Source organism: Rhizobium sp. LEGMi-198b, from assembly GCF_054114205.1.
On record NZ_JBSYVH010000003.1, the window covers coordinates 632,006 to 658,721 of the forward strand.

The following is a 26,716-nucleotide window of genomic DNA, read 5'->3' on the forward strand; positions in this document are numbered from 1 at the left end:
TTCGCCCCGGATACTGAAGCTCGGTATCGAGTTGCGATTCTAAACTAGTAGATTTCTCATAGATTTGATCTCACTTTATGGGATTTTTTCGTCCCGCTTCGATGCGCCCGCAGCGAAGAGGCAGCGAATTAGCCTCTTGAACGCCGTTGACACGGAGGCTTCGCTGTGGGATGAATATCTATGCTAACGTTAGCGCAATCGGGAGGAGGCATAACGTATGGATGTTCTGGTGTTCCTGGAGTCGACCATCGTGTCCACAGAAGGACGTGGATCCCGATGACCCTTGCTCTTTTCTTGCAATCCGCTGTCGGTGGCGTCTTGCTGGGTGGGATCTATGGCCTGCTGGCGATGGGCCTCAGCCTGAGCTGGGGGCTGTTGAAGCTTGTGAACCTCAGCCATTTCGCGCTGGCGTTCCTTGGCGCTTACCTGACCTACCAGCTCGGGACCGTCTATGGCATCCCGGCATATTTGAGCGCTCTTCTGATCGCGCCGCTGTTCTTCGCGCTCGGAGTTGCGTTGCACAGCTTGTTCGTGCGCTTCAAGGTGAAGGAATTCGCCTCTCTCTTGGTGACGTTCGGCGTCACGATCCTGATCGAGTCGCTGATCCAATGGATCTGGTCAGCTGACTTTCTTCGCTATGAAACACCCTATGCCCAGAGCACCATCCGGCTCGGACCGATCTTCGTGCCCGTATTGGATCTCTCAGCGTTTGTCTGCGCAGGGGTGCTTGCTACAATGGCCTGGTACGCATTGAACAAGACCATGCTCGGCAAGGCCCTGCGTGCCGCTGCCCATGACGCCCCCGTAGCGTCGGCTTTTGGGATCAATTCCACCCGCGTCTCATACATTCTAGCCGGCTTTTGCTCAGCTACGGCCGGCATCGCGGGTGTCTTCATTGCCCTGATTGGAACTTTGGCTCCATCTCAAATCGAAGCCTGGATTGGGGTCGTATTTGCCGTCGCCATCATTGGAGGATTGGGCAGCCCCATCGGCGCGCTGGGTGCCGGTATGCTGATTGGCGTGGCCGAGAGCCTTACCATGTCCGTCGTCAATCCCGCTTGGGCGCCGCTCGTCGCATTCAGCGTGCTCATCGTCATCCTCCTGCGCAAACCGGTGATTTGACCATGAAAAAGCTTCTAATCACAGCGCTGGGCGTGGCGATTTTGGCCTCGCTGCCTTACTTGGGAATGGCGGATTACTACCTGTCCTACCTGTACATTATCTTCTTCTGGGTCGTGCTGGCAACGAGCTGGGGCATCCTGAGCGGTTACACGGGCTACTGGAGTTTTGGCCACGCCGCATTTTTCGGGATTGGCGTCTACACAACAGCCACGCTGGCGACGCAGTTGTCATGGCCCTTCGTCGCGACGATACCTGCTGCGGCACTGCTTGCGGCCGCAATTGCCGTGCTGATTGGCTTGGTTGTCTTTCGCTCCGGAGCTTTGCGCGGCGAGTTCTTCGCGCTGCTGACGCTGTCGGTAACGTTTGTCATCGCGGCCATTGTGTCGAACACCGCGCTGGACTCGGGCACGGGCGTATTCCTCTCAGGGATCGAAATCCCGATGATCGGCGTGACGGCGTCTGGCTCCCTCTACATGTTCGGGCTTATCGCGGCTCTTGCTGCGCTGGCGACGTCCTACATCATCTTTCACAGCAAATTCGGTCAGGGCTTGCTTGCAATCCACGACGATGAAGACGTTGCAGAGGTGAAAGGCGTTCCGACGTTTCGCTATAAGCTGATGTCGTTTGCCGTCTCGTCGGCACTTGCCGGCGGAATGGGTGCGATCCACGCCGTATATGTAGGCTACGTCACGGTTGGCGAGACGTTTGCGGTGACCGTTCCTCTCTATGTCGTGCTCATGAGCATTCTTGGCGGCGCTCGCCATTGGGCTGGACCTGCGATCGGCGCGGTCATCATCACTGTGTTGCAGAGCGCTATCGTCAGCGGCGCCCGTGCGGAATTCGGCCGCGCGGGCGTGGCTCTTGCGCTGATAGTTGTAATCCTGGTGCTGCCGTCTGGCATTGTTCCCAGCCTTATTCGCAAGTTCGCCGCCAATCGCAACGAAACTGGAGCACCGGAGGCAGCCGCTCAGGCTGCTATTGAGCTCCCGCCTTCAACGGCGTCAGATTCCGGTTCGGTGCTTCTGAAGTGCGAAGATGTCACGAAATCCTTTGGCGGCATCCGTGCCTTGACCGGCGTCACCCTGGACGTCCAGCGGGGTGAAATTCTGGCCCTGGTTGGGCCAAATGGTTCCGGCAAGTCCACACTGATCAACATGATCAGCGGCCACTACACCATGACCTCCGGTAAGATCACACTGGAAGGCGAGGAGATTTCCGGTCGATCACCGCATCTGATCGCGCAACAGGGCGTGGCGCGAACTTACCAGATCCCGCGCCTGTTCGATAATCTCACCGTCCTCGAAAACATTCGGCTCTGCGCGAAATTTGGCAGCGCGGATCGCATGGGCGTGGCTGCGGTCGACGCAGTCACCAGGGAAGCGCTCGCCTTCACTGGCCTGGCTGACAAGGCCAACGTGCTTCCCGAGGCCTTGAACCTGCATGATAGAAAGTTTGTCGAATTCGCCAGAGCGCTGGCCGCAAAACCACGCTTGCTCCTGCTTGATGAGGTGCTTTGTGGCTTGAACCCAGCCGAGGTCGACCACGCCGTCGAAATGATCAAGCGCATCAAGGCTGGCGGTACGACGATCATCTTCGTTGAACACCTCATGCGTGCGGTTGTCGCGCTGGCGGACCGTGTCGCGGTGCTGGATCAAGGCAAAGTTCTGGCGCTTGGGCATCCAAGCGAAACGATGAGAGATCCAGCAGTGGTCAGCGCATATCTGGGAGGCAGTTATGCTGCTTGAGGTCGATAAGATCGAGGTTGGCTACGGAGATGCGATCGCTCTGTGGGACCTGTCTATCAGTGTAAGGCCAGGCGAGATCGTTTCCGTCGTCGGCCCGAACGGAGCAGGGAAGAGCACGCTGGTAAATGCCATCGCCGGAATTCTTCGGCCGCACAAGGGAAAGATCGTTATCCAGGGTAACGACGTTTCCAAAGTGCCCAGCCATCGGGTCTGCGACTACGGCATAGCAGTCGTCCCGGAAGGGCGCCGTCTCTTCACGGCGATGACGGTCCTCGACAACCTGTTGCTCGGTGCGTACCGCTCGATCGCTCGGGCGGATCGCGATGCTACGCTCGCTGAGGTGTTTCAGCTTTTCCCTGTTCTGAAAGAGCGCCAGGATTCATTAGCGGGCTCCTTGTCGGGTGGGCAGCAGCAAATGGTTGCGATCGGCCGTGGCCTGATGGCCAAGCCGCGCGTGCTGCTCATGGACGAGCCGTCGCTCGGGCTGTCGCCTTTGATCGTCGGAGAAATGTTCAAAATCATCCAGATGATCAATGAGCGAGGCGTAGCCGTGCTGCTTGTCGAGCAGAACGTGAACAAGGCGCTTGAAATTGCCCATCAGGCCTACGTGATCGAGCAAGGTCGCGTGACGGCATCCGGAGCGCCTGAGATTCTCATCAATGATTCAAGCATCAGGGAGGCGTATCTTGGTATCTGAAAATTCGAGCGGGGGAGTTCCCGTGCATGTTCGACGCGTCGTGACGGAGCATTGCAGTCAGGGCGTTGCCAGGTTCGCCCAAGACGGCGCCGTTCCGCGTACGGACATATTCAGAACGATCCCTGGATTGGTGTCGCGGATGGTCTGGTCGACATCGACTTCCACGGCCGTCCCATTTAACGGACACGATCCAACTCCGCTGGTGACAAGCTTCGTTCCTCAGCCCGGCGAAACGCGCTTTTTAGTGCTAACGTTCCCGCCAGATGCTGTTTTTATGTCTCCGGATTTCGATGGCCCGGCGGCCAGGGCGGAGAATCTGGCGGTCAGCCCAGGTTTGGCCGAACGCTTCCAGCCGGATGGCAAACATCAAACTCCCACCGTCGATTATGGCATCGTTCTCGACGGCGAAATCTGGATGGAACTCGACGATGGCAATGAGACCCGCTTGGGTCAGTTCGACGCCTTCGTGCAGAACGGAACGCGTCACGCCTGGCGAAATAAAAGCGACAAACCGGCAAGCATCGCCGTGGTGCTGGTTGGCGCAAGAACCCCTGAAACAGCGGATTACGACGACGGCCTGTGAGCCTCAATGATCCAAAATCTCAATCTGACTTTATGGACCAACTGAACATGACCAACACCGAAATCAGAAAAGTGCAGGGCCGTCGCGTCTGGGATTCCCGTGGCAGGCCCACCGTTGAGGTAGAGATCGAGCTGGCGTCTGGCGCGATCGGCAGGGCCATCGCACCTGCCGGCGCATCGACCGGCACCGGCGAAGCTCTAGACCTTCGTGACGGCGGCAGCGCCCTTGCTGGCTTGGGCATCAATAAGGCCTTGGGCGCCGTCAACGGTGAAATCGCCAAGTTGCTGGTTGGCCGAGATGCCAAAGATCAAGTCGAGCTGGATCGTGCAATCATCGAGCTGGATGGCACCCCAAACCGGAGCAGATTGGGTGGAAATGCGTCGGTAGCAACGTCGATGGCGCTGCTTCACGCGGCAGCGGCCGCGGCCGATCAACCGATCTGGCGGTATCTCGCGGGCTCCGACACGGGAATTACCATGCCGCTCCCGGAAATCCAGATTTTCGGAGGCGGAGCGCACGCAGCGCGCCGGGTAGACGTCCAGGATTTCATGATCATGTGCCCTGCTGCCTCGACTTTCTCGGAGGCTTTGGAGTGGACTGCTGAAGTTTACCGCGCGGCAGGCGACATCATGAAACGCACCGGCAAGCTCCAGGGCGTGGCGGACGAGGGAGGCTACTGGCCTGCCTTTACCAGCAATGAAGAGGCTCTTGATGCCTTGGTGCGTTCGATCGAGGCTGCCGGTCTGAAGCCAGGCGGCCAAGTTGCGATATCTCTGGACATTGCGGCCTCCGAATTCGGTCGCGGCGGCAAGTATTCGCTGGCACTGGAAGATCGGCAGCTCGATACGGCCGAGATGATCGACATGCTTGGCGACTGGTTGAAGGCCTATCCAATCGTCTCCATCGAGGATCCGCTCGCCGAGGACGATCCGGATGGGTTCAAGGAATTTACCGCCCGCTACGGCTCCAGATGCCAGATCATCGGCGACGACTTTTTCGTGACGAACGCGGCGCGGGTAACCGAAGCGATCAAGGATAAAAGCGCCAATGCGGTTCTGATCAAGCCGAACCAGGCGGGCACGATCACAGAGACGTTCGATGCGCTCTCCGTCGCCAAGAAGGCGGGTTTTCGGACGATCGTTTCGGCCAGATCCGGTGAGACGGAAGATGTAACGATCGCCCATCTGTCGGTCGGGTGGGATGCCAAGCAGCTCAAGGTCGGATCGTTCTCCCGTTCCGAACGGATGGCCAAGTGGAACGAGGTTCTCCGGATCGAGGAGGCCCTTGGAAAAGAGGCTTCGTTCGCCGGATGGTCGGCGCTGGACTTGGCTGAAAAGCCAGCCGCGGCTGCCGCTGTAGGTTAGAATTTCGATGGGCCGGCTGCGGGTCTCGCTCAAAAACAGGCGTTGACAAAAGATCCGGCCCTTTTATGCTAACGTTAGCAAAATGAATGAGGATGAGATGCTTCCGGCTGTTAATTTGAAACCTCCCTTCAACATCACGCGCTTCAGCCATGTCATGCTTGAGGTCAATGATGTGGAGCGCAGCCGAGATTTCTATGTCAATGTCGGCGGCCTGGTCGAAACAGAATTCGCGGACGGTGTTTCCTACCTTCGCGGATTGTCCGAGGCCTGCCATCACAGTCTTGTTCTGGCACCTACCGGCGGGAAGCCGGCGTGCAGGCGGATCGGTTACCGGGTGTTCCTGGAGGAGGATCTCGACAAGGCCAAGGTCTTTTTTGAAGAGAAGGGGCTTCCGACGGAATGGGTCGAAGTTCGAAATCAAGGACGGACCCTGCTTGTCAGCGATCCGTCGGGCGCCCGCATCGAGCTTTGCTCCAGCATGAGCGTCCATCCTCGCAAGTTTCTCGAGGTGCATGAGCATCGTGGCGCGCGAGCCCAGGGCCTCGACCATTGCCAGGTCATGGTTGCCGATCCGCTGGGTCTAAGTGCATTCTACGGCGAACTCGGTTTCCGGACTTCGGAATATATTGCGGCAGGCGACACTCTCATTGCGAACTTCCTGTATCGCAAAGGTGTCTGCCTCGACCTGGCGTTGGTGCCTGGCATCGGCCCGCAACTGCATCATTTTGCTTATACGGTTCCGGAAAGCAGCGACATCTTCGCCGTGTGCGACTTTGCCAGCCGTTATGGATATGGAGACAGCGTTGAGCGCGGGCCCGGGCGCCATGGTCCTTCGGGAGTCCTGTTCGTCTATCTGCGCGATCCCGATGGACATCGGGTGGAGTTCTTCAACAATCACTACACCACGATAGACGCGGAATTGGAGCCCATTCGTTGGGACGCGGCGTCCCTTAGCACCAATGTGCATTGGGGAATGCCGGCCGTCTCGACGTGGTTCTTCGAGGCCAGCGAATTTACGGGGGTACCGTTGGAGCACCCCGAGAAAATGCCGAACCCCATGACGCTGGAACGCTACGCAGGAGAGCTGGCGAAGAGGTGAGCCTGCCACCAGCGGCAGGAGACTGACGCGCTGCGAGAGTCATGAGCGCGATGACATGCTGGAGGCACTTGGGAGGAAAAGATGAGTGCGAATTCCACTATACTGAACAGACGAGCATTCCTCGGGTCTGCCGCCGCCGTGGCTGCCTTCAGCGCGATGCCGAGGGCTTTTGCCCAAGAGGGGCCGATCCGCGTTGGCGGAACGCTGCCGTTGACGGGTCCGCTTGCGGGCGTAGGCGCAATCCATAAACTCGCGGCAGAGGTGTTCGTTGAACAGACCAACGCCAAAGGTGGTATTCTGGGACGAAAGGTGGAGTTTGTCCTTCTCGACGACCAATCGGTTCCCGCCAATGCTCGAACGCTCTATGAGCGCCTTGTGACGGCCGACAAGGTCGACCTCCTGATGGGCCCCTATGGCACGTCCTCGATTATCGCAGCAATGGGCGTTGCCGCTCGATTTAAGAAGATGCTTGTTCAGAGCAGCCTTGGGGACCCGAGTCTCGCACCGTATCCGCTGCAGTTCCCGTCTCTTCCGATCGGGGCCGAACCGCAACTGACGGACACCGAGATCGTTCTCGATGCCTATGCGAGCCTGCCGACCCCTCCCAAGACGATCGCGTTTGTCACCAGCAAATTTCCGTCGGCTCTGACGATTGCCAAGGGCGGCCAGCAAGTCGCTGAGAAGCGTGGCATCAAGAACGTGCTGGATCTTGAATACGAGTTCGGCACGAAGGACTTCGGCGCAATCGCCAACCGCATCAAGGCGGCTGATCCGGACCTGCTATGGTCCGGTGCGATCGGAATGGAGGCCGTGCAGCTTCTCGATGCAATGAGCCGGATCGATTACCAGCCAAAGAACCAGTTCTACCTGTTCCCGGCACCCGGCCCGACAGCAGCTCACCCTAAAGCGAATGGCTTGACCTCGCTGACCTGGTTTGAAGAGCACGAGCCGTTCCTCAAGTATGACGGCGCTCAGGATTTCGTAAGCGCATATGACAGCAAGGCGAAGGCGGCGGGTTTCCCGTATCCGCGCACCGAGTATCAGGCCGCCGTGGAATATGCTGCGTGGCAAATCCTTGCAGCGGCAGCAGAAGGTGCAGGGAAGTTGGACGACGCCGCGATGGCTGCGTGGTTGCGCTCGAATACCGTCAAGACGGTCGTCGGGCCAAGGACTTTCGACGGCAAGTTCAATGCCGGAAAGCCATCGACGAAGCTCAAGCAAATTCAAGGAAAGGATTGGGTGACTGTCTGGCCTGCGGACTTCCGACCGGCTGGGAAGGAGTTCCTGACCCCCTGACGAATGCCGCCCGGCACTCCCGCCCACCTGTCTGAAACTGAAAAAATGCATTCGGTCGGGCACGGTCCGACCGATGTCCCTATGGAGGAGTTAATGGTTAAAACTATGATCGCCGCTCGGCTGCATGCTCTGCATCAGCCGATGTCGCTGGATGAGATTCCGGTTCCCACGCCCCGGCCCAACGACGTCCTGGTGCAGGTCAGGGCTTGCGGTATCGTGCCCAACATGGCCAACGTCATCAATAATTGGCCAACCTGGTTTCCCCACCAGCCACTACCGAAGTTTCCGGCAGTGTTTGGCTTGGACCCAGCCGGGGTCGTCGCCGAAGTCGGCGAGGCGGTTACCAATGTCAAAATTGGCGATCGTGTCTATGTCAGCCCTCTCAGATCCTGCGGTTCTTGCAAGGCGTGCCGGTCCGGCAATCGCAGCCAATGCCGCTACTACACCTTGAATGGGTACTTCAGCACCAGCCGCGATGGCCAAAGAATCTTTGATCTTTATCCGTACGGCGGCTTCAGCCAGTACATGACTGCCCCGGAATATTCCCTCGTATGCCTGCCGGATAATCTCAGCTTCGAACAGGCCGGTCGCTTCGGCTACCTCGGTACATCATACGGTGCCCTGAAGAACGCACAGGCCGGACCCGGCCAGGTTTGCCTCATCGATGGGATTACCGGCACACTCGGCGTCGCGGCCACCAAGCTCGGTCTTGCAATGGGCCTCTCCAAAATTCTGGGCACCGGCAGAAACAGAGAATTGATGGACCGCATAAAGGCCATCGCTCCCGACCGCATCGACACAATCATGCTCGGCGAAGGCTCGAGTGGAGAATGGGCAAAGGCCCAAACTGGCGGCGAGGGAGTGGACTTCGTTATCAGTGCGCTGGGTGCGAGAGCCCCGGCAGCGACCGTGGTCGACTCCATGCGCGGGGTTCGCCGGGGCGGTCGTGTGGTTGTCGTTGGCGGCGTCGCGGAAGATGTTCCCGTCGACGTGAAGTGGCTGATGGACGAGCAGGTTCAGCTCATCGGCTCCAACTGGTTCAGCGCTGCCCAGGGGCAGGAAATGGCCGACATGGTCCGCACCGGTGCGCTCGACCTCTCGTATCTCGAGCACAAGATCTATCCGCTCGAGCGGGTGAACGAAGCCATCTCCGGCATCGGCGAACGCGATGGCGGCTTCAGCAACTACGTGGTCGTTCCTCCGGTCCCTGCCGCTTATCAATAACAATCACCGGCGCCGGCTATCGCCGACGCCTCCCTCACGCGAAAAGAGAGAACATGTCCAAGAAAGATATCGCGGTCTTGGTTGGAAGCCTTCGTCAGGCTTCGATCAACCTGAAGTTCGCCCGTGCGATGCAGAAAGTGGCGCCCGGCGGGCTGAACCTGGAAATCGTACCGATCGGCGATCTTCCGCTCTACAATCAAGATTTGGAGACGGAGACGCCGCCGGTGGAGTGGACGTCCTTCCGCGAACGCATCAAGGCTTGCGATGGCGCAATCTTCGTAACGCCCGAGTACAATCGATCCGTACCAGCGGCATTGAAGAATGCGATCGAAGTCGGTTCTCGGCCGTTCGGGAAGAGCGTGTGGGATCACAAGCCCGGTGCGGTGACCGGGGCTTCCCCAGGTCTCATAGGAGGTGCGGCAGCGGCGCTTCAACTCCGCGTAATTCTCACCAACATCAACGTTCCTACGCTGCCGCAGCCGGAAGTTTATCTTAGCACCGCAGCAAGCTGGTGGGGGATAGCGGCGAATTCTTAAACGAAGGAACTCAGAAGTTCATCGAAAGTTTTCTCGATGCGTTCGAGGTATGGGTCGCTCGGTTCATGTAAGCAGAGGCTCCCGCACATCAAGCAAATATTCGTTCCCCGCCTGCCATCGCTCCCAAAAAAGGGGCGGTGGCTTTTCTTTAATAGCCGGTTACAGAACTGACTGCTTCGGCGCGTGATGCCGGTCCGAAATCCAACAAATCTTGGAAGAAAATTTCGCTGCCACGATGGCAGGCGTTCGTCGCGTTGACGCAAGCTGCGCCAGCCAGATAGTGCATTATCTGGCGTTAGGAAAACCAAGCTTGCGCGATTTCAGCCAGTTTCCTGCGCGGCGAAGCGATCAACGGGACGGCGACTTTGCGCACGAGCATTCGTTGGCTTTCCTCTGTCACGTATTCGACCGGCGATTTGCCATCGACACGAGCGAGAAAGAGGGCAGGTAAAAGGCTCGATGTCCGGGCTTCGACAGCTTCCCGATCTTCCCAATCTACCTCATTGAGGTACGCAGAAGTCAGCGCCTCGAAGGACGCCGCAAGCTCAGGTGCTGCATTCTCTACAATGAGCTTCTTCAACAGTAAGTGATTCAGGCAGAAAGCCAAATCGAAGGCCGGATCGCCGAACCACGCGCATTCTGCATCCAGGAAGACGGGGCCGATCTTGCCCAAGAGAATGTTTTTGGGGCTTACATCCCCATGAACGAGTGCGTGCCTTGTATTAGCGGTACGGTCGACCAATGCTGATAGACGATCGGAGATGAATGGGTGTTTGGCCGCGGTAGCGACCAGATAAGGCTCAAGCCGCAGGGCGTAAAAGTTGCGAGTTGAATCGAACTGTTCGGGTAGCCCGGGCATACGCGCACTCACCGAATGAATCTGCCCGATCCGTCGACCGATAATTTCCGCGGCCTTCAGATCAACGCGCCCCTGAAGAAGCTCTGCTTTCCATAGCGGGTATTCGTCGCCAGGAAGAAATTCCATCGCAAACACGCCCGACGATGGGTCGTGGGCGAGCGGCTTGGGAACAGCGGATGGGAAATGTTGGGCGACGAAGGAGATCCAGTTCCATTCGTACTCATTTCTCGATACCGGGGCTTGCCAGTCGGTAGCGACTTTTAGCTTGGGAAGGGCCCGTTTTACGCAGAGGGCCCGCCCGGGCAGCTCAACTCGATAGATATCAGAAGAGACGCCGCCCGTCAGAGGCTTGTATATTGCTTCCTCTGAAGGTTCTTTTAGCCCGCTCTTCTGCAAAAACACATCGAAAATGGTCATCTCAGATACAGACATGAATTGAGTGTCCTGTGCGATCTAGCGGCGGGGCGTGTTACGGGGCTGTGCAGGCATTTCTCCAGAGAGAACCCTGACGACTTCTTCCGCGGCGCGGCGGCGTAACTCGATGAGCGATGCGTCGGAAGAAAAAGCGACGTGCGGGGTGATCATCGCGCCAGGGTGATTGATCAATTCTTGCGGAACGCGCGGCTCATCTTCCAAAACGTCAAGGCCGACGCCGCTCAGGATGCCGGATTCCAGTCCATGGATCACGGCCGCAGTGTCGACAACCCCGCCTCGGCTGACGTTGATCAACAAGCTGCCTCGACGCATTTTCGAAACTGCGTCCCGATCGATCAGATGGTGGGTCGATGGGGAAAGCGGCGCATGAACCACGACGATGTCGCTGTTGCCAAGAAGGGCTTCAAAATCGACCAGCTCGATATTTTCGGGGAGATTGGATGCAAAGGGATCGTGCGCCAATACTTTGCAGCCTAGAGCCTGCATCTTCGCTGCGGTTGCTCGGCCAATCCGGCCAAATCCGACGATGCCGCAGGTTAGTTCGGACAGTCGACGGAGGTTGGCGGAGGCGGGGTCCCAATGACCGCTACGAACCTCACGATCGAAATGGATCAGACCACGGGCCCAAGCGATGGCAAAGCCGACCGCGTGATCCGAAACCTCCGCGACACAATAGTCCGGAACGTTCGTCACCCAGACGCCGCGCTCCGAGGCTGCGTCGACAGCGATGTTATCCAGTCCAACGCCCAGACGAGCAACGATCTTGAGATTTGGAGATGCCGCGATCGCGGTTTCGCTGACCTGGGCCCAGCAGGTCAAAATGGCATCCGGCAGATGCTGGACCGCCAACGCATCAATTTCGGCGGCCGAGGATGGTTTTGCGGGTCCGCTCACGAGGGTAAATCCGGCTCGTTCAATGACCTCCCGTTCCACATTGTCATCCGGCCATGCGTAGTCGGTCAGCAACACGGTGCGAGTCATGAAAGATCCTCCTGTTTATGCGAACGTTAGCGCAGGCGTGCTATCTGAGTCAAGGAAAATTGGTGATCGGTAGGAGGCTGTCACTAACTGTTTCGGAGCGCGGATGCATCCAGCGTCGCCGCATCGATAGCTCGACGTTGCGATCATTAAATTTATGCTAACGTTAGGATAAATTATAGAGCGCACGATCCTTTATGCAAACCCTAAGGAGTCATTGACAGGATCGACCTGATCTGCCCGAACAATCTATTTACCGCGATAGTCATAAAATCCCCGACCTGCCTTACGTCCAAGCCAGCCGGCTTCAACATATCTCACGAGGAGAGGACAAGGCCGGTACTTTGGATCTGCCAAACCTTCGTGCAGCACTCGCATGATCGCAAGGCACGTATCGAGACCTATGAAATCGGCCAATTGCAACGGTCCCATGGGGTGGTTAGCGCCAAGTCTTACCCCTGTATCAATGGCTTCAATGCTTCCGACACCCTCGTAAAGCGCAAAAATGGCCTCGTTGATCATCGGCAAGATTATTCGATTCACAATAAACGCGGGGGAATCTTCTGAGGTCGTCACCTGTTTGCCGAGCTGTGCGGCGAAGCTTTTGGCCGCCTCGTATGTTTGTTGCGACGTGGCCATTCCTCTTACCAGCTCAACGAGCTTCATCACCGGAACCGGGTTCATAAAGTGAATGCCCATGAAACGGTCTGGCCGGTCCGTCGATTTTGCAAGACGAGTGATCGAAAGAGATGAGGTATTGGTGGCGAGGATCGCCTCGGGCTTCAGGATCGGACATAGCCCTTCAAAAATATTTTTCTTAATATTCTCGTTTTCTGTCGCTGCCTCTACCACGAGATCACAGTTGCCCAAGTCACCGATGGAGTCCGAACCGCTGAACGTTCCCTCCAGACGCCGATCTTCACCAACCTTTCGACTCAGCGAATGGCGAACTTTCTCTATACCCTCGCAGACGCGCTCGTTCGAGACATCGTAAAGCCGTACGCTAAGCCCAGCTTGGAGGGAGACTTGGGCAATGCCGAGCCCCATCTGTCCGGCGCCGATGATGCCGACCGACCGGATTGGAATTGGACCTTGATCGTTCATGATATTGCTTGCTCAAACTGTGGTAGGATTTCGAAGAGATCGGCGACGAGGCCATAGTCGGCAATCTGGAAGATCGGTGCCTCTTCGTCCTTGTTGATGGCGACGATGACCTTACTATCCTTCATGCCGGCGAGATGCTGGATGGCACCGGAGATGCCGCAGGCGATGTAGAGCTGCGGTGCCACCACCTTGCCGGTCTGGCCGACCTGCCAGTCGTTCGGGGCATAACCGGCATCGACGGCAGCGCGGGATGCGCCGACGGCAGCCCCAAGCTTGTCGGCAACGGGAAGGATGACTTCCTTGAACTTTTCCGCCGAACCGAGGGCCCGGCCACCGGAGATGATGATCTTTGCAGACGTCAGTTCCGGACGGTCCGAAGTCGACAGCGCATCGGCGACGAAGGTGGAAAGACTGGGACCGGCCGTAACCGAGTCGCTTTTCACAATAACGGCCGATCCTCCTTCGCCTGAGGCGGCGAAAGAAGAGGTACGAATGGTGATCACCCTCTTGGCATCAGTCGACTGCACCGTCTGGGTGGCATTGCCGGCATAGATCGGCCGCTTGAACATATAGGGCGAAAGAACCTCGATGATCTCCGAGACCTGAGCGACATCGAGCAGGGCGGCGACACGCGGCATGACGTTCTTGCCGACCGAGGTGGCCGCCGCAACGATTGTGTGATAACTCGCCGCCAACGACACGATGAGATCGGCAAGCGGTTCGGCGAGATTGTTGGCAAGCGCGTCGCTTTCGGCGAGCAGCACCTTGGTAACGCCGGCAAGTTTTGCCGCTTGTTCGGCAGCCGGCCTGGCGTCCCTGCCTGCGACGAGGATGTGGATATCGCCACCGATCTGCCTTGCCGCCGTCAGCGCCTTGGCGGTCTGGTCGGAAAGATGGTTGCTGTCATGATCAGCCAGAAGAAGAATGGCCATGGTGTCTAACTCCTCGTTCGGACTGGATTAAAGCACGCCGGCTTCGGTCTTGAGTTTTTCGACCAGCTCGGCCACCGACTTGACCTTGACGCCCGCCTTGCGGCCCGACGGCTCCTCGGTCTTCAGCACCTTCAGACGCGGTTCGGTGGAGACGCCGAAGTCGGCAGGTGCCTTCTTGTCGAGCGGCTTCTTCTTTGCCTTCATGATGTTCGGCAGCGAGGCATAACGCGGCTCGTTGAGGCGCAGGTCCGTGGTGACCACCGCCGGCAGCTTGACCTCGATCGTCTGCAGGCCGCCATCCACCTCGCGGGTGACAGTCGCCTTGCCATCGCCGATCTCGATCTTCGAGGCGAAGGTTGCCTGCGCCGAGCCCAAAAGGGCCGCCAGCATCTGGCCGGTCTGGTTCGAGTCATCATCGATCGCCTGCTTGCCGACGATGATCAGCCCCGGCTGTTCGGCCGCGGCGACCCCTTTCAGGATCTTCGCCACCGCCAGCGGCTCGACTTGATCGTCGGTCTCGACCAGGATGGCGCGATCCGCCCCCATGGCGAGCGCCGTCCTCAGCGTCTCCTCGGCCTTGGCCGGGCCAATCGACACCACCACCACCTCTTCGGCCTTGCCGGCTTCCTTCAGCCGCAGCGCTTCCTCGACCGAGATCTCGTCGAACGGGTTCATCGACATCTTCACATTCGCAAGCTCGACACCCGTGCCATCCGCCTTCACACGGATCTTCACGTTGTAATCAACCACCCGCTTCACCGGGACGAGAATCTTCATGGAAACCTTCCTTCAACATGATCGCCAAGACCGATTTCGGCCAGGATCTCTGCAGTGTGCTCACCTAACCGGGGCGAGCGGCGGGACGGGTTGAACGAGGCCCCCGAAAATCTGATCGGCGTTCGTAAGCCCGGCACACCATCGAGTTCGACGAGCATTTGGCGATGATGGAACTGCTCGTCGGCAAACAAGTCGCCAACCGTATTGATCGGCCCCGCCGGCACGGTGGCTTTTTCGAGGGCTTCTAAAAGACTGTCTCGGCTCCACAAAGCCGTCTTCGCGGCCAACATTCGTTCAAGAACAAGCCGGTTCTGGACACGTTGAGCGTTTGTCGCGAACGCCTCGCTAACAGGCAGCTCAGGCATGGCCAACACCTGACACAAACGGGAAAATTGGCCGTCGTTTCCGCAGGCGACGATGATATAGCCTTCAGCAACGGGAAAGGTCTGATACGGCGCAATATTCGGATGGGCATTGCCCATGCGCTTCGGCGTAACTCCCGAAGCCAGGAAATTCATGCTTTGGTTGGCCAACACCGCAGCCATGCAGTCGAAAAGCGCCATGTCGATGTGCTGGCCGCAACCGCTGTTTTCGCGTGCTCTCAGAGCGGCTTGAATAGCAATGACGCCGTAAAGGCCTGTGAAGATATCGGCGAACGCGACACCCACTTTTTGCGGCGACCCATCGGGCTCTCCCGTCAAATCCATGATGCCGCTCATGCCTTGGATCATGAAGTCATAGCCTGGCCGGTGCGCATATGGGCCAGTTTGGCCGAAGCCGGTCACGGAGCAATAGATCAAGCGCGGATGTGTCGGTTGGAGGCTCTGGTAGTCGAGGGCGAACTTCTTCAACCCCCCGACCTTGAAGTTCTCAATGACTATATCAGCGGAGGCGATCAGCGCCCGGACGGCTCTCATGTCATCGCTTGAGTTGAAATCTGCGATCATCGATCTTTTGCCGCGATTGCACGCGTGAAAATAGGCGGCCGAGCGCTTGCCTTCGCCTTCGTCGATGTACGGCGGACCCCAATGGCGGGTGTCGTCACCGTCCGGACTTTCGATTTTGATGACATCGGCCCCCAGTTCTGCCAGCGTTTGGCCGATCCACGGACCTGCCAGGATGCGAGCAAGTTCCACAACCTTCAGTCCGGCGAGGGGTGCTTGCGACATTATATGTCCTCGATGATGGGGATCAGAAGAAGGCTTGAATGCCGGTCTGAGCGCGGCCGAGGATGAGAGCATGGACATCATGTGTCCCCTCGTACGTATTGACGGTCTCAAGGTTCTGCGCGTGACGCATGACATGATACTCGATCTGAATGCCGTTGCCGCCGTGCATGTCGCGGGCTTGCCGAGCGATATCGAGGGCCTTGCCGCAATTGTTACGCTTGACGATGGAAATCATTTCCGGCGCCATCTTATGATCGTCGAGGAGCCGTCCGACACGCAGCGATGCCTGAAGCCCGAGTGCGATCTCCGTTTGCATATCGGCGAGCTTCTTCTGATAGAGCTGCATACCTGCAAGCGGCTTGCCAAACTGCTTGCGATCAAGGCCGTATTGCACGGTGCGAATCCAGCAGTCCTCCGCCGCACCCATGACGCCCCATGAGATGCCATATCGCGCTCGATTAAGGCACCCGAAGGGGCCTTTGAGGCCTGAGACATTCGGAAGCAGTGCGTCCTCTGTGACCTCGACGCCGTCCATGACGATCTCGCCGGTGATCGAGGCACGCAGGCTCAATTTGCCGCCGATCTTCGGAGCCGAAAGGCCCTTCATGCCTTTTTCGAGCACGAAGCCGCGGATCTCATTGTTATGGGCCTCGGATTTCGCCCACACGACGAAAACATCGGCGATTGGCGAATTGGAAATCCACATTTTCGCACCGCGAAGACGATAGCCGCCTTCGATCTTTTCCGCGCGGGTTTTCATGCTGCCCGGGTCTGAGCCCGCATCCGGCTCCGTCAGGCCGAAGCAGCCAATCAAGTCGCCGGAAACAAGGCCCGGAAGGTATTTCTTTTTCTGATCGCTCGAGCCGTAGGCAAAGATTGGATATATGACCAGTGAGGACTGCACGCTCATCATAGAGCGGTATCCGGAATCGATGCGTTCGACCTCACGGGCAACAAGGCCGTATGCCACATAACTCGCATTCGCGGCGCCGTATTCCTCTGGCAATGTTATTCCAAGAAGCCCGGCTCGACCCATGAGGCGAAACAGCTCCGGATCCGTAACTTCATCAAGATAGGCCTCCTGAATGCGAGGCAGCAATTCTATTTTGGCGAAAGCCGCTGCAGTGTCGCGGATCATTCGCTCGTCTTCCGCAAGCTGTTCATCAAGAAGAAAAGGGTCGTTCCAGGCGAACGTCATCGTCGTATCTCACATTTGGACTTCCTGTAGGATGTCAGCAAATCTGCGCGGTGAGAAACGATGTTTACTCATCGAGGTATGAGGTATAGTTATAGCTGATGGATCCGCTACAACGTCGTCTGCTGCCCTCGACAACCGCTCTGGCGGCATTCGATTCCGTCGTCCGCCTCGGAAGCTTTTCCGCCGCCGCCGTTGAGCTGACATTGACTCAGGCGGCGATAAGCCGCCAGATTCTGACGCTCGAGGAGCGGCTTAACACGACGCTCTTCATACGCGGCGGGCGCGGCGTGGCGTTGACGCCTCAAGGCGTCGTCTACCACAAATCGATTCAAGAGGCTCTTGCGTTGATCCGAACAGCCTCGTTGCACGCTATAACGGGCTCGCCGTCGGCAACGCTGAACCTTGCCATTCTACCGACGTTCGGAACGCGGTGGCTTCTACCTCGCATTCCAAATTTCGTTTCTGAGCATCCGGAAGTGACACTCAATTTTGCAACGCGTATCGGAGTCTTTGATTTCGCAAGTGAAGGCATTGACGCGGCGATCCACATCGGCGGCGATGACTGGCCGAACGGCGAGTGTACGTTTCTTATGGAAGAGATCGTCGCACCGGTTTGCAGCCCTGCGTTCTTGAAAGACAGTGCAATTGTCTCGGAGCAGGATCTTCTACGCTTACCGCTTCTCCAAATGCGCTCGAGACCCCTTGCTTGGGAAGACTGGTTTTCGAGCCTGGGAATTGAAGGCAAGCCGCTAGCAAATATGGGTTTCGAGCAATTTCTCGGTGTTGCTCAAGCTTGCATAGCAGGTCTCGGCGTAGCCTTGATGCCTCTTTTTCTCATCAAACCTGAATTGGACAGCGGGCAACTCATTGTTGCCTCACATCATCGGGTGCGAAGCAGAAGCAATTACTATCTTGTGTCACCGGAAGGGCTGGAGCCTCCCAAGCCTGTCAAAGCATTTCGAGAATGGCTTCTGCGAGAGACGGCGGAATTCCGTGAATTGGAATCGGCTTCATTGCCTAGCCAATATTGACGTTGCCCGAACCAAATGGACTCCGTCGGCGGCCGGAGGAGGAGCACTCGGCCTACACATGCGGATGGACCGCACGGCGGCGGCTTGCCGTCGTTCTGTCCTTGCCGCGCCAGGGGAGCGTCCGAAGCAAACGACCAAGGTTATAGATTTGCACTTTTTAAGCCTGTCTATCCATGTAGGAAATTCCGGCGAGTCTCGAAGACTTTTGCGATGGCATCGACGACGACGCCCTTCAGAGCGCTGCGAGGCGAACGTCATGGCTTATGCAAACACCGAGTCCTGTAACCCTCGGCGCAAATACAGTCACCGCTCGAACGGCTCGCCGAGTGAGGCGACACCGTTGAGCTTCAGTAGGCGGCGATCTGCCGAGATGATGCCGAGGACGATGATCGTCACGAGATAGGGCAGGCATGCCAGCAGTTGTGAGGGAACGGCAAGCCCGCTTGCCTGGGCGGCAAGACCCATCAGCGATACCGCGCCAAACAGGCAGGCGCCTAAGAAAATCCTTGATGTCAGCCAGGTGCCAAAGACAACAAGAGCAATGGCAATCCAGCCACGACCGGCGATCATGCCGTCCGCCCAGAGCGGCGTGTAGATCGTCGCGGCGTAGGCACCGGCAAAGCCTGCCATCATGCCGCCGAACGCAACCGCGGCGAAACGGATCGCGATGATGGGGTAGCCAATGGCATGGGCGGCTTTCGGATTTTCACCGACAGCGCGCAGGACCAGGCCAATCTTGCCGTAGGCAAACAGCGCCCAGATGCCTAAGGTCAAGACAAGGGAGATCCAGACGACGATATCCTGATTGAAGAGCTCGCCGACGACGGGAATCTCCGAAAGCCCGGGGATCGCGATCTTCGGCAGCGTGGTGACGGTCAGGCTTTCATAGCTTTTGCCAAACAGCGCCGAGAGGCCCTGACCGAGAATCCCGAGCGCAAGACCGGCCGCGACCTGGTTTGCGTTAAACCCCAGAATGATACCGGCAAAAATCATCGAGAGGAGAGCGCTTCCGAGACCGGCCGCGAGGAAAGCCAGAAAATGACCGCCCCCGTGATAAACGACAATGAACGCGATGACGGCACCAAGCGCCATCAAACCCTCGACGCCGAGATTGAGGACGCCGGCGCGCTCGACGACAAGCTCACCTAAAGCCGCTAGCAGAAACGGGGTTGCGGCCGCCAGCATGCCCGCGAGAATGAACTCGACAGCGCTCATGATGCGCTCCGGGCGGACATGGGGCGCCATACGATGCGATAGCGCACGAAAGCCACGGCGATAAGATAGATGAGGAGCAGGCTGCCCTGGAAGACGCGGACGGCCGCGATGGGTAGATTGGCGGAAACCATGGCATTGTCGCCGCCAATGTAGAGCGCGGCCATGACGATCGAGGAAATAACGATGCCGATCGGATTGAGGCCGCCAAGATAGGCAACGATGATGGCCGCGTAGCCATATCCCGTCGAGATGGAGCGCTGCAACTGACCAAGGGGGCCGGCAACTTCGGCAGCGCCCGCAAGACCGGCCGCCGCACCGCCGATGATCAGCGAGAGCCAAATTGCCCAACTCTCCTTGAAGCCGGCATAGCTTGCCGCGCGGGGAGCCAGTCCGCCAACCTGCAATTTGTATCCGGCGAAGCTTTTCTGCATGAAGATCCATGCCGCGATCGATAGGCCGACCGCGAGGAGAAGCGAGACATTGACGCGCGTCCCCTCGAACAGGATCGGCACCATGGCATCGTACTGGAACATGACCGACTGCGGGAAATTGAAACCGTTCGGATCTTTCCATGGCCCGAGAAGCAGGTAATTGAGCAATTGTGCGGCGACGAAGCTTAGCATCAGAGAGACGAGAATTTCGTTGGCATTGAGCCTGACGCGCCAGAAGGCGGTGAGGGAGGCCCATACCGCACCCCCGATGGTGCCGAGCAGCAGCATCGTCGGCCAGATCCATTGGCCTGTCGCCTGCGGCATCCAGATGGGTATGGCGGAGGCGAAGATTGCGCCGAGAATGAATTGACCCTCGGCACCGATGTTGAAGACCTTCGCCCGAAAGCCGATCGCCAGACCCTGAGCGATGAGAAGCAGTGGGCCGGTTTTCAGCAATACTTCGGAGAATGACGCCCAGGAGAAAAATGGCTCGATCAACATGGCGTAGATCACCGCTGCCGGATCACGACCCATGGCGACATAGAGGCCCAAATTAAGAGCGATAGTGACGATGAGGGCGATCGGCGGCGCAAGCAACTTCGCGGTGAACGAGGCCCGTTCCCGGCGAACGAAGGTGGGTAGGGCGGCGGAGAAGGAACTGCTCATGCGGATAGCTTTTCCCGTTGGGCCTGTGCGCCGATCATGTATCGACCGATCTCTTCCGGTTTTGTATCGCGTGTGACGAGCGGCGGGCTCAGCGTGCCATGATACAGGACCTGGATGAAGTCGCTGAGCTCGAACAATTCCTCGAGCTCTTCGGATATGACGAGAATGGCCATGCCTTGATTGCGCAGCTCGATCAGCCGCTTGCGAATGGCAGAGGCCGCGCCGACGTCGACGCCCCAGGTTGGCTGTGCAAGAAAGAGCAGTTTCGGCGCCAGCATGATTTCGCGTCCGACGATGAACTTCTGCAGGTTTCCGCCGGAAAGTGAGCCGGCTTCCGCATCCGGGCCTGGCGTGCGCACGTCATAATCCCGGATGCACTCGTTTGCGAAGGCGGTGGCCCTGGCGCTGTTGAGGAGACCATGTCTCACGAGCCTCAAGGGATGAGCTGTCAGCAGGCTGTTGAGCATTAGCGACATCTCGGGAACTGCGCCGTGACCGAGCCGGTCTTCCGGGACGAAGGCAAAGCCCAGTTTTCGACGGCTGGCGGCGTCGAGGCTACCCACATCCCGTCCCATCATGAAGATCTGGTCGCGCTTGTCCCGCGGCAGGGTCGTTTCCCCCGAAATCAGCGCGGCAAGTTCCTTTTGTCCATTGCCGGAAATACCGGCAATGCCGAGAATCTCGCCGCGGCGCACGCTCAGGCTGACAGCGGAGAGCGGCACTGCGAAAGGATCGCCTGGCCGGTAATCGAGGCCAATGATTTCTAGGCGCTTTTCGCCCTCGGCCATAGGCAATGCGGCCATCGGCTCCGGCATATCGCGGCCGATCATCATGCGGGCGAGATCATGGGCGTCATGCTCGCGCGGATCCACATGTCCGGTCACGCGTCCGCCGCGCAGGATAGTGGCACGGTCGCACAGGGACTGGATCTCCTCCAGCTTGTGCGAGATGAAGAGGATCGACACGCCGCCGTCGCGAAGTCGGCGCAGCGTGTCGAACAGCTTCCCGACGGCTTGCGGCGGCAGGACCGATGTCGGCTCGTCGAGGATCAGCAGTTTTGGATCGGTCATCAGGCATCGGATGATTTCCACCCGCTGCCGCTCGCCGACCGACAGTTCATGCACGTGGGCCAGCGGATCGACTTCAAGTCCGAATTCATCCCCCAATGTGCGGATGCGCTTCGCAAGTTCGGCCGTTCGGCCTGACACGATCAGCCGGATGTTTTCGACAACCGTGAGACTCTCGAACAGCGAGAAATGCTGAAAGACCATCCCGATGCCGGCACGCCTCGCCTCCGCGGGGGAGGCAAGGCTGAGGGGCTGTCCATACCAGGCAACAGTCCCGTCGTCCGGTTGTTCGACGCCGTAGATCAACTTCATCAGGGTCGATTTGCCGGCGCCATTCTCTCCAAGGATGGCATGGATCGAGCCGGGGACTACGTCCAGATCAATATGCTGGTTGGCATGGACCTGGCCGTAGCTTTTGGAGATGCCGCGCAGCGACAGCAGCGGGATGGTCATGGTTGACTTACTTCGGCAAAGGCGTCTTCACACCTTTGACATGCCAGTCCATCGCGACGATCTGGGCATCCGTCAAGGTTGTGCCCGAGGCCGCTCCTTCGCTGCCGTCTGCCTTGGCGATCGGACCGGCGAACGGCGAAAAGCCGCCGCTGGCGATCTTCGCTTCAATCTCCCTGATCTTCGCCATGGTGTCGGCCGGGATCGCCGGGCTCCAGTCGACGACTTCGACGACCTTGTCGGCGACGCCGAGAAACGCGTTGGCGCCTTTGAAGGTACCGGCGAGATGGGCATCGACCGATGCCTTGAAGAACGGCGACCAGTCCGTGGAGATGCAGCCGAGATAGGTTTTCGGCGCATATTTCTTCATCGAGGAGTTCAGATTGAAGGCGTAGACACCCGCTTGCTCGCAGGCAGAAATGACCGAGGGCGTATCCTGGGCGTTCGAGAAGATCACGTCGCAGCCCTGCGAGATCAATGCCTTGGCTGCTTCCTGCTCCTTGGCCGGATCGAACCAGGAATTGACCCAAACGACCGATACCTCGATGTCCGGCTTCACGGCCTGTGCTCCCAGCGTGAAAGCGTTGATGGAGGTGATCAATTCGGGAATGGCAAAGGCGGAGACTGAACCGAGCTTGCCCGTCTTGGAGACAGCGGCCGCCGCCATACCAAGCAGGTAGGTCCCTTGAAAATACTTGGCGGCAAAGGGCGAGAAATTCGGTGCGACCTGGAAGCCGGAGGCATGCAGGACGGTAACCTTGGGGTTGCGGCGGGCAATCTGAAGCGCGCCGTTCTGATAGCCGAACGAGCCGGCGATCAGGAAGTGATTTCCGTCGGCGACCGTCTTGTTCATGATGCGGTCGGCATCCGGGCCTTCCGCGATGTTCTCAATCACGGTCACCTTGACCTTGTCGCCATAGGCGGCCTTGATCGGATCAAGGCCGGCAGCCAGCGCATGCCCCCAGCCGACATCGCCGATCGGCGAGGGCACGACGAGCGTGATGCCGAGCGGTTCGTCGGCGGCAAAGGCGGAGCGACCGGTGAAGGCCGTTGCGAGGCCTGCGACGGCCGCGCTCTTCATCAATGTTCTGCGGGTCAGATTCTTCTGCATCCCAGTTCCCCTTTTTGGTTTTTCAGAATTCTACTGTTGCAAGTGTTGCCTCGGCGGCCGCAAACAGGGCGGCCTCATCCAGTCCGGTGAATTCACCGCCCTGCCAGACGATCCGTCCGTTTATCATGGTCATATCCGTCGGCATGCCGATCCCGACCTTGGCAATGAGGCTCAGCGGGTCATGCCGCGTCCCGACATAGTCCATCCGTCGCGTATCGATTGCGAAAAGGTCGGCCGCCATGCCCGGGGCAAGACGCCCGATATCCGTGCGCCCCAGCAGGCTCGCGCCTCCGCCTGTCGCGTACTGGAGAAAGTCAAGCGGGGCGGGGACGGCATGCTGACGCGTCGAGGCTGTCAGGCACTGCAGCATGTAGGCGGAATGGACGCAATGCATCAGGTTCGAGTTGTCGTTCGATGCGGCTCCGTCGCAACCAAGACCGATACGCAATCCGAAGGCCTGCATCGCTGGGATGTCGGTCACTTCGGCGCCGACCAGGTAAACCGGCTCGGGGCAATGGGAGACGCCCGTGCCGCTCGCTGCCATTTTGCGTAATTCGTCGTGCGTCAGTTCCCAGCAATGAGCATAGAATGTGTCGGGGCCTGCAAAACCCAATTCGGCGCAGTAGTCGACCGTGCGCATTCCATGCCGCGCTTTGATGACGGGGCTTTCGCCCTCGCCGACATGCGTGTGCAACTGCACGCCGCGATCTCGCGCCAGCGCGACCGACTCGACGAAGGTTTCGCGATAGCAATTGACTGGCTGGCAGGGGGCGACCACCACCTGGCGCATGCTGAAGGGGCTGGCATCGTGATAGCTATCGATCAGCCGCGCGCAATCGGAGATGAATTCATCCGTGGTTTCGAGCATGGCATCCGGGATCGTCGACCCCTCGGATTTCGGCAGGGTATTGCCGCCGCGGCCTGCGTGAAAGCGCATGCCCAGAAGTTCGGCCGCCTCGAACTGACGATCGATCAGGCGCTTTCCCGCATGGCGGGGAAAGCAATATTGATGGTCGAATGCGGTGGTGCAGCCATGCTTGATCATCTCCGCCATCGCGGTGACCGAAGCGTGATAGAAGCAGTCCTCCGTCAGTCGAGAGAAAATCGGATAGATCCGGTCGAGCCATTCGATGACCGAAAGCTTGGTCCAGTCGAGGTCGGCTCGATTGCGTACGAAGCACTGAAAGAAGTGGTGATGGGTGTTGACGAGCCCCGGATAGACGAACCAGCCGGAGGCGTCCTGCGCAACGATGCCCTCGGGCAAGGCGTTCAGCGACAGGTTCTCCCCGATCGCCTGGATCGCTGGACCCCTGGTGAGCAGGTCGACATTCCGGCGCACGCTCGGCCCGTTGCCCTCGTCGATGATAACAGCCGCACAATTCTTCAGAAGATAGCCGGTCATTCCATCACTTCTCCGCAGCCGGATGCGGATCGAGTTTCAGCTCGTGCAGGCGGTGAATGCCGGGCATTTCGATGAAACCGGGCAGGCTGCGGATGGCGCGCAACCAGAGCCGGATCAAGGGATAGGGATCGAGCGAGACGCCGCCGTCGGGTGCAAGCGCCACATAGGGAAAGCAGGCGATGTCTGCGATCGTCGGCTGGCTTGCCGCAAGGAACCGCATGCCGCGCTCGCCCTGTTCGAAGAGGCCAGCCTCCAGCTCGCGCAGGGCCGCAATCCCCTGAGCCTGCAATGCCTTGATATCTCCCGGTCGCAGCAGCATTTCGTGGAGCCGCGCGCCTCCAAGGTTTGCGGTCAGGCGATGCGAAAAGGAGAGCCATTGCTGCACGCGCGCCGTCTCCTGCGGCGAACTATGGCCCAGCCATTCCGGCGCACCACTGGCAGCGAGATAGGCGAGCATTGCTGTGGACTCGGTGAGCACAAGATCGCCATCCTCGAGGATTGGAATAGACCCCGCCGCATTGAGCGCCAGAAGCTCCGGTCCGCGATGCTCCGCACCGGGATGGAAATCGACTGGCCGGATTTCGAGCTTGATGCCCAAGAGGGCGGCCATCAGCCGTACTTTGTAGCAGCTCGGCGATAAAATATAGTCGTAGAGCTTCATTGTGCGACCAACTGTGCGCCGTAGGTATAGTTATGGCGCTTGAGCCATCGCCTATAGGCGACCGAGGTGAGGTCGGCCCTTGTCGGAATTTCCATGCCCGGATCAAGCGGAAGAAGCGTGGGTATCTGGTTTTCGAGGATCGAGCGATCCTGTAGGAAGATCGTCTGCTGAAAGTGGATAAGATCGGTCATCGGTGTATCGTCGTCGAAGAGAGCCATCCATGGCCATACGTCGCAAAGGTCTTCCGCAAGAGGCTGTACGAACAAGGTAATGACGTCCCATTCGTTCGGTCGCGGAGGACACGTCTTGTAGAGCACCGAACAGGTCGGTGCCGGCACGCGGTAAATATATTCGGTCGTAATGCCGCCGGACGCCGATTTTGCTGCCTGCGGCTGGTAGAATTTCACCTGCGTTGCCCAGACTTCATCCTCACTCTCGCGGATCTCGACCTTGTAATTTTCGACCTCCGTATGCGGTTCTGCACCGAGGATATCGGTGTGAACGAAGGGAAAATGCGCGATGTCGAGAAAGTTCTCCACGGCACGAAGCGGTGAACAGCGCACGCGGACTACACCGACATCGACGAAGCGGCGGCCTGGCTGATCGGCTTCCGGAATGGCGAATAGCTCCTTGTCCGGCTTTCCGAGGGAGGACCAGACATGACCATACCGGACGCGGACGGGAAGGGAGCGTCCATTGTCGGTCACCACCCGCGCATTCCCGTCGCGATCGCGCGCGACTTCGATCGCCTCGCCCATCAGACAGGTCTTGCTTCCCTTTTCGCTGAGCTGGCTGAAAAGGCCGACCGGATACCATTCGTCGATCATCGCGCCGCCTGTCATTCCGCATTCTCCCTTTGGCGTTCTTCCGCCCGGCGGCGGAGAGATTCGGCAATACGGGAAGCCGTCAGGCGGTTTGCCGGGCTGCGGTCATGTTCGATCATGAGATGAAGGAGCGTATGCTTATCCTGGGGCGCGAGCAGCAGCACGATCCAGGGGAAATCAGGCAGGTGGATCAGCCCGTTTGCGTCGGTCTTTGCTCCTGCTACGATCTCGATTGCCGCAACATCCGCTTCCATTGTTAGCGAGCGCAACGGTATGAGCTTGTCGAAGCGTGGGGGCTGTGTCGCCGGTTGTCCGGCGGCTATCCATAAAATACCGCCCGATTCTTCGACCCGCTGGACAGCGACACGGATGGTTTCCGGAGGGGCCAGATCGGGATGAGCCGGAATGCGAATGCATCCGCCCGACGGGGAATAGCTCCATCCATGATAAATGCAGGACAGCGCCTCACCACGGACAAAACCATGCGACAATCGCATTCCGCGATGTGGACAGCGATCCACGGATGCGGTTACGCGGCCCGACTGGCTGCGCCACAGGGCAATTGGGCCGGCCGCTGTCCAGGCCGGTATGACCGTTCCTGGTGGCAGATCAGAGGAAAGGGCAACTGGCGCCCAAGATCCGGCCCCATCAAATGGCATAGCCTTAACTCTCTCAATTTTACCAATGACTTAGCGCCACCGGTCATAGGCAGGCGCCGATCCCTGCATCCCCTCAGCCCT

24 protein-coding genes and 1 pseudogene are annotated in these 26,716 nt (G+C 58.7%); 10 read left to right on the plus strand and 15 right to left on the minus strand.

Annotation, left to right across the window (positions count from 1 at the left end; translation table 11 throughout):
- Positions 1 to 294: 294 nt before the first annotated feature.
- From ACXHXG_RS15770 to ACXHXG_RS15810, 9 genes and pseudogenes are all read left to right on the plus strand, one after another.
- Entirely contained in the window at positions 295 to 1,122 is an 828-nt protein-coding gene (locus tag ACXHXG_RS15770; RefSeq protein ID WP_457899896.1) for a branched-chain amino acid ABC transporter permease, read from the plus strand.
- A gap of 2 nt (positions 1,123 to 1,124) precedes the next feature.
- Positions 1,125 to 2,867 carry a branched-chain amino acid ABC transporter ATP-binding protein/permease gene (locus ACXHXG_RS15775; protein WP_457899897.1) on the plus strand — a complete coding sequence of 581 codons (1,743 nt, stop codon included), beginning with the start codon at positions 1,125 to 1,127 and terminating at the stop codon, positions 2,865 to 2,867.
- The gene (locus ACXHXG_RS15780) at positions 2,857 to 3,564 is read left to right on the plus strand and encodes an ABC transporter ATP-binding protein (RefSeq protein WP_104827672.1); all 708 of its coding nucleotides are present in this window, start codon (positions 2,857 to 2,859) and stop codon (positions 3,562 to 3,564) included. The genes ACXHXG_RS15775 and ACXHXG_RS15780 overlap by 11 nt, the downstream gene beginning before the upstream one ends.
- Positions 3,554 to 4,147 (plus strand): cupin domain-containing protein, encoded by a 594-nt coding sequence (locus ACXHXG_RS15785; protein WP_457899898.1) that lies wholly within the window; start codon positions 3,554 to 3,556, stop codon positions 4,145 to 4,147. Before ACXHXG_RS15780 ends, ACXHXG_RS15785 begins: the two co-directional genes overlap by 11 nt.
- Positions 4,148 to 4,194: 47 nt before the next feature.
- Complete coding sequence (gene eno, locus ACXHXG_RS15790) at positions 4,195 to 5,511, plus strand: phosphopyruvate hydratase (RefSeq protein WP_104827993.1); 1,317 nt, start codon at positions 4,195 to 4,197, stop codon at positions 5,509 to 5,511.
- Between the two features lie 97 nt (positions 5,512 to 5,608).
- The gene (locus ACXHXG_RS15795; RefSeq protein ID WP_457899899.1) at positions 5,609 to 6,610 is read left to right on the plus strand and encodes a VOC family protein; all 1,002 of its coding nucleotides are present in this window, start codon (positions 5,609 to 5,611) and stop codon (positions 6,608 to 6,610) included.
- Between the two features lie 81 nt (positions 6,611 to 6,691).
- Entirely contained in the window at positions 6,692 to 7,906 is a 1,215-nt protein-coding gene (locus ACXHXG_RS15800; RefSeq protein WP_457899900.1) for an amino acid ABC transporter substrate-binding protein, read from the plus strand.
- A 105-nt stretch (positions 7,907 to 8,011) separates the two neighbouring features.
- Positions 8,012 to 9,130, plus strand: a complete 1,119-nt coding sequence (locus tag ACXHXG_RS15805; RefSeq protein WP_457900021.1) for an alcohol dehydrogenase catalytic domain-containing protein — start codon at positions 8,012 to 8,014, stop codon at positions 9,128 to 9,130.
- A gap of 53 nt (positions 9,131 to 9,183) precedes the next feature.
- Positions 9,184 to 9,737 (plus strand): annotated as a pseudogene (locus tag ACXHXG_RS15810) (NADPH-dependent FMN reductase).
- 224 nt (positions 9,738 to 9,961) lie between these two features.
- Here ACXHXG_RS15810 and ACXHXG_RS15815 read toward each other — a convergent pair.
- From ACXHXG_RS15815 to ACXHXG_RS15845, 7 genes are all read right to left on the minus strand, one after another.
- The gene (locus tag ACXHXG_RS15815; RefSeq protein WP_457899901.1) at positions 9,962 to 10,957 is read right to left on the minus strand and encodes a phosphotransferase family protein; all 996 of its coding nucleotides are present in this window, start codon (positions 10,955 to 10,957) and stop codon (positions 9,962 to 9,964) included.
- Between the two features lie 21 nt (positions 10,958 to 10,978).
- Positions 10,979 to 11,929 carry a C-terminal binding protein gene (locus ACXHXG_RS15820; RefSeq protein WP_457899902.1) on the minus strand — a complete coding sequence of 317 codons (951 nt, stop codon included), beginning with the start codon at positions 11,927 to 11,929 and terminating at the stop codon, positions 10,979 to 10,981.
- Between the two features lie 258 nt (positions 11,930 to 12,187).
- Complete coding sequence (locus ACXHXG_RS15825) at positions 12,188 to 13,042, minus strand: 3-hydroxybutyryl-CoA dehydrogenase (protein ID WP_104827665.1); 855 nt, start codon at positions 13,040 to 13,042, stop codon at positions 12,188 to 12,190.
- Positions 13,039 to 13,974: an electron transfer flavoprotein subunit alpha/FixB family protein gene (locus ACXHXG_RS15830; RefSeq protein WP_457899903.1), complete on the minus strand. Its 936-nt coding sequence runs from the start codon at positions 13,972 to 13,974 to the stop codon at positions 13,039 to 13,041. The genes ACXHXG_RS15825 and ACXHXG_RS15830 overlap by 4 nt, the downstream gene beginning before the upstream one ends.
- A gap of 27 nt (positions 13,975 to 14,001) precedes the next feature.
- Positions 14,002 to 14,751 carry an electron transfer flavoprotein subunit beta/FixA family protein gene (locus ACXHXG_RS15835; protein ID WP_457899904.1) on the minus strand — a complete coding sequence of 250 codons (750 nt, stop codon included), beginning with the start codon at positions 14,749 to 14,751 and terminating at the stop codon, positions 14,002 to 14,004.
- Positions 14,748 to 15,920 carry a CaiB/BaiF CoA transferase family protein gene (locus ACXHXG_RS15840; RefSeq protein WP_457899905.1) on the minus strand — a complete coding sequence of 391 codons (1,173 nt, stop codon included), beginning with the start codon at positions 15,918 to 15,920 and terminating at the stop codon, positions 14,748 to 14,750. Before ACXHXG_RS15840 ends, ACXHXG_RS15835 begins: the two co-directional genes overlap by 4 nt.
- Positions 15,921 to 15,942: 22 nt before the next feature.
- Positions 15,943 to 17,118: an acyl-CoA dehydrogenase gene (locus ACXHXG_RS15845; protein WP_104827661.1), complete on the minus strand. Its 1,176-nt coding sequence runs from the start codon at positions 17,116 to 17,118 to the stop codon at positions 15,943 to 15,945.
- A 98-nt stretch (positions 17,119 to 17,216) separates the two neighbouring features.
- Here ACXHXG_RS15845 and ACXHXG_RS15850 point away from each other — a divergent pair, with 98 nt between their 5' ends.
- A complete protein-coding gene (locus tag ACXHXG_RS15850) occupies positions 17,217 to 18,149 on the plus strand; it encodes a LysR family transcriptional regulator (RefSeq protein WP_285169885.1) in 933 nt (310 codons plus the stop codon).
- A gap of 303 nt (positions 18,150 to 18,452) precedes the next feature.
- Here ACXHXG_RS15850 and ACXHXG_RS15855 read toward each other — a convergent pair whose 3' ends face one another.
- From ACXHXG_RS15855 to ACXHXG_RS15890, 8 genes are read right to left on the minus strand one after another with little or no spacing between them, the layout of a single operon-like run.
- Positions 18,453 to 19,364, minus strand: a complete 912-nt coding sequence (locus tag ACXHXG_RS15855) for an ABC transporter permease (RefSeq protein ID WP_457899906.1) — start codon at positions 19,362 to 19,364, stop codon at positions 18,453 to 18,455.
- Positions 19,361 to 20,461 (minus strand): ABC transporter permease, encoded by a 1,101-nt coding sequence (locus tag ACXHXG_RS15860; protein WP_457899907.1) that lies wholly within the window; start codon positions 20,459 to 20,461, stop codon positions 19,361 to 19,363. Before ACXHXG_RS15860 ends, ACXHXG_RS15855 begins: the two co-directional genes overlap by 4 nt.
- Positions 20,458 to 21,981 (minus strand): ABC transporter ATP-binding protein, encoded by a 1,524-nt coding sequence (locus ACXHXG_RS15865; RefSeq protein ID WP_457899908.1) that lies wholly within the window; start codon positions 21,979 to 21,981, stop codon positions 20,458 to 20,460. The genes ACXHXG_RS15860 and ACXHXG_RS15865 overlap by 4 nt, the downstream gene beginning before the upstream one ends.
- A gap of 7 nt (positions 21,982 to 21,988) precedes the next feature.
- Positions 21,989 to 23,089: a BMP family ABC transporter substrate-binding protein gene (locus tag ACXHXG_RS15870; protein WP_457899909.1), complete on the minus strand. Its 1,101-nt coding sequence runs from the start codon at positions 23,087 to 23,089 to the stop codon at positions 21,989 to 21,991.
- A 22-nt stretch (positions 23,090 to 23,111) separates the two neighbouring features.
- Entirely contained in the window at positions 23,112 to 24,491 is a 1,380-nt protein-coding gene (locus tag ACXHXG_RS15875) for an amidohydrolase (protein WP_104827655.1), read from the minus strand.
- A gap of 4 nt (positions 24,492 to 24,495) precedes the next feature.
- Positions 24,496 to 25,152: a glutathione S-transferase family protein gene (locus ACXHXG_RS15880; protein WP_457899910.1), complete on the minus strand. Its 657-nt coding sequence runs from the start codon at positions 25,150 to 25,152 to the stop codon at positions 24,496 to 24,498.
- Complete coding sequence (locus ACXHXG_RS15885) at positions 25,149 to 25,994, minus strand: aromatic ring-hydroxylating dioxygenase subunit alpha (protein ID WP_457899911.1); 846 nt, start codon at positions 25,992 to 25,994, stop codon at positions 25,149 to 25,151. The genes ACXHXG_RS15880 and ACXHXG_RS15885 overlap by 4 nt, the downstream gene beginning before the upstream one ends.
- Positions 25,991 to 26,635 (minus strand): Rieske 2Fe-2S domain-containing protein, encoded by a 645-nt coding sequence (locus tag ACXHXG_RS15890; protein ID WP_457899912.1) that lies wholly within the window; start codon positions 26,633 to 26,635, stop codon positions 25,991 to 25,993. Before ACXHXG_RS15890 ends, ACXHXG_RS15885 begins: the two co-directional genes overlap by 4 nt.
- Positions 26,636 to 26,716: the final 81 nt, after the last annotated feature.

Coding starts and splice junctions, on each gene's coding strand:
- ACXHXG_RS15795 (WP_457899899.1), top strand. CDS start 5,609: ATGCTTCCGGCTGTTAATTTGAAACCTCCCTTCAACATCACGCGCTTC.
- ACXHXG_RS15800 (WP_457899900.1), top strand. CDS start 6,692: ATGAGTGCGAATTCCACTATACTGAACAGACGAGCATTCCTCGGGTCT.
- ACXHXG_RS15780 (WP_104827672.1), top strand. CDS start 2,857: ATGCTGCTTGAGGTCGATAAGATCGAGGTTGGCTACGGAGATGCGATC.
- ACXHXG_RS15875 (WP_104827655.1), bottom strand. CDS start 24,491: ATGACCGGCTATCTTCTGAAGAATTGTGCGGCTGTTATCATCGACGAG.
- ACXHXG_RS15885 (WP_457899911.1), bottom strand. CDS start 25,994: ATGACAGGCGGCGCGATGATCGACGAATGGTATCCGGTCGGCCTTTTC.
- ACXHXG_RS15825 (WP_104827665.1), bottom strand. CDS start 13,042: ATGAACGATCAAGGTCCAATTCCAATCCGGTCGGTCGGCATCATCGGC.
- ACXHXG_RS15835 (WP_457899904.1), bottom strand. CDS start 14,751: ATGAAGATTCTCGTCCCGGTGAAGCGGGTGGTTGATTACAACGTGAAG.
- ACXHXG_RS15880 (WP_457899910.1), bottom strand. CDS start 25,152: ATGAAGCTCTACGACTATATTTTATCGCCGAGCTGCTACAAAGTACGG.
- ACXHXG_RS15855 (WP_457899906.1), bottom strand. CDS start 19,364: ATGAGCGCTGTCGAGTTCATTCTCGCGGGCATGCTGGCGGCCGCAACC.
- eno (WP_104827993.1), top strand. CDS start 4,195: ATGACCAACACCGAAATCAGAAAAGTGCAGGGCCGTCGCGTCTGGGAT.
- ACXHXG_RS15890 (WP_457899912.1), bottom strand. CDS start 26,635: ATGCCATTTGATGGGGCCGGATCTTGGGCGCCAGTTGCCCTTTCCTCT.
- ACXHXG_RS15870 (WP_457899909.1), bottom strand. CDS start 23,089: ATGCAGAAGAATCTGACCCGCAGAACATTGATGAAGAGCGCGGCCGTC.
- ACXHXG_RS15840 (WP_457899905.1), bottom strand. CDS start 15,920: ATGTCGCAAGCACCCCTCGCCGGACTGAAGGTTGTGGAACTTGCTCGC.
- ACXHXG_RS15850 (WP_285169885.1), top strand. CDS start 17,217: ATGGATCCGCTACAACGTCGTCTGCTGCCCTCGACAACCGCTCTGGCG.
- ACXHXG_RS15865 (WP_457899908.1), bottom strand. CDS start 21,981: ATGACCATCCCGCTGCTGTCGCTGCGCGGCATCTCCAAAAGCTACGGC.
- ACXHXG_RS15845 (WP_104827661.1), bottom strand. CDS start 17,118: ATGACGTTCGCCTGGAACGACCCTTTTCTTCTTGATGAACAGCTTGCG.
- ACXHXG_RS15860 (WP_457899907.1), bottom strand. CDS start 20,461: ATGAGCAGTTCCTTCTCCGCCGCCCTACCCACCTTCGTTCGCCGGGAA.
- ACXHXG_RS15805 (WP_457900021.1), top strand. CDS start 8,012: ATGATCGCCGCTCGGCTGCATGCTCTGCATCAGCCGATGTCGCTGGAT.
- ACXHXG_RS15775 (WP_457899897.1), top strand. CDS start 1,125: ATGAAAAAGCTTCTAATCACAGCGCTGGGCGTGGCGATTTTGGCCTCG.
- ACXHXG_RS15815 (WP_457899901.1), bottom strand. CDS start 10,957: ATGTCTGTATCTGAGATGACCATTTTCGATGTGTTTTTGCAGAAGAGC.
- ACXHXG_RS15830 (WP_457899903.1), bottom strand. CDS start 13,974: ATGGCCATTCTTCTTCTGGCTGATCATGACAGCAACCATCTTTCCGAC.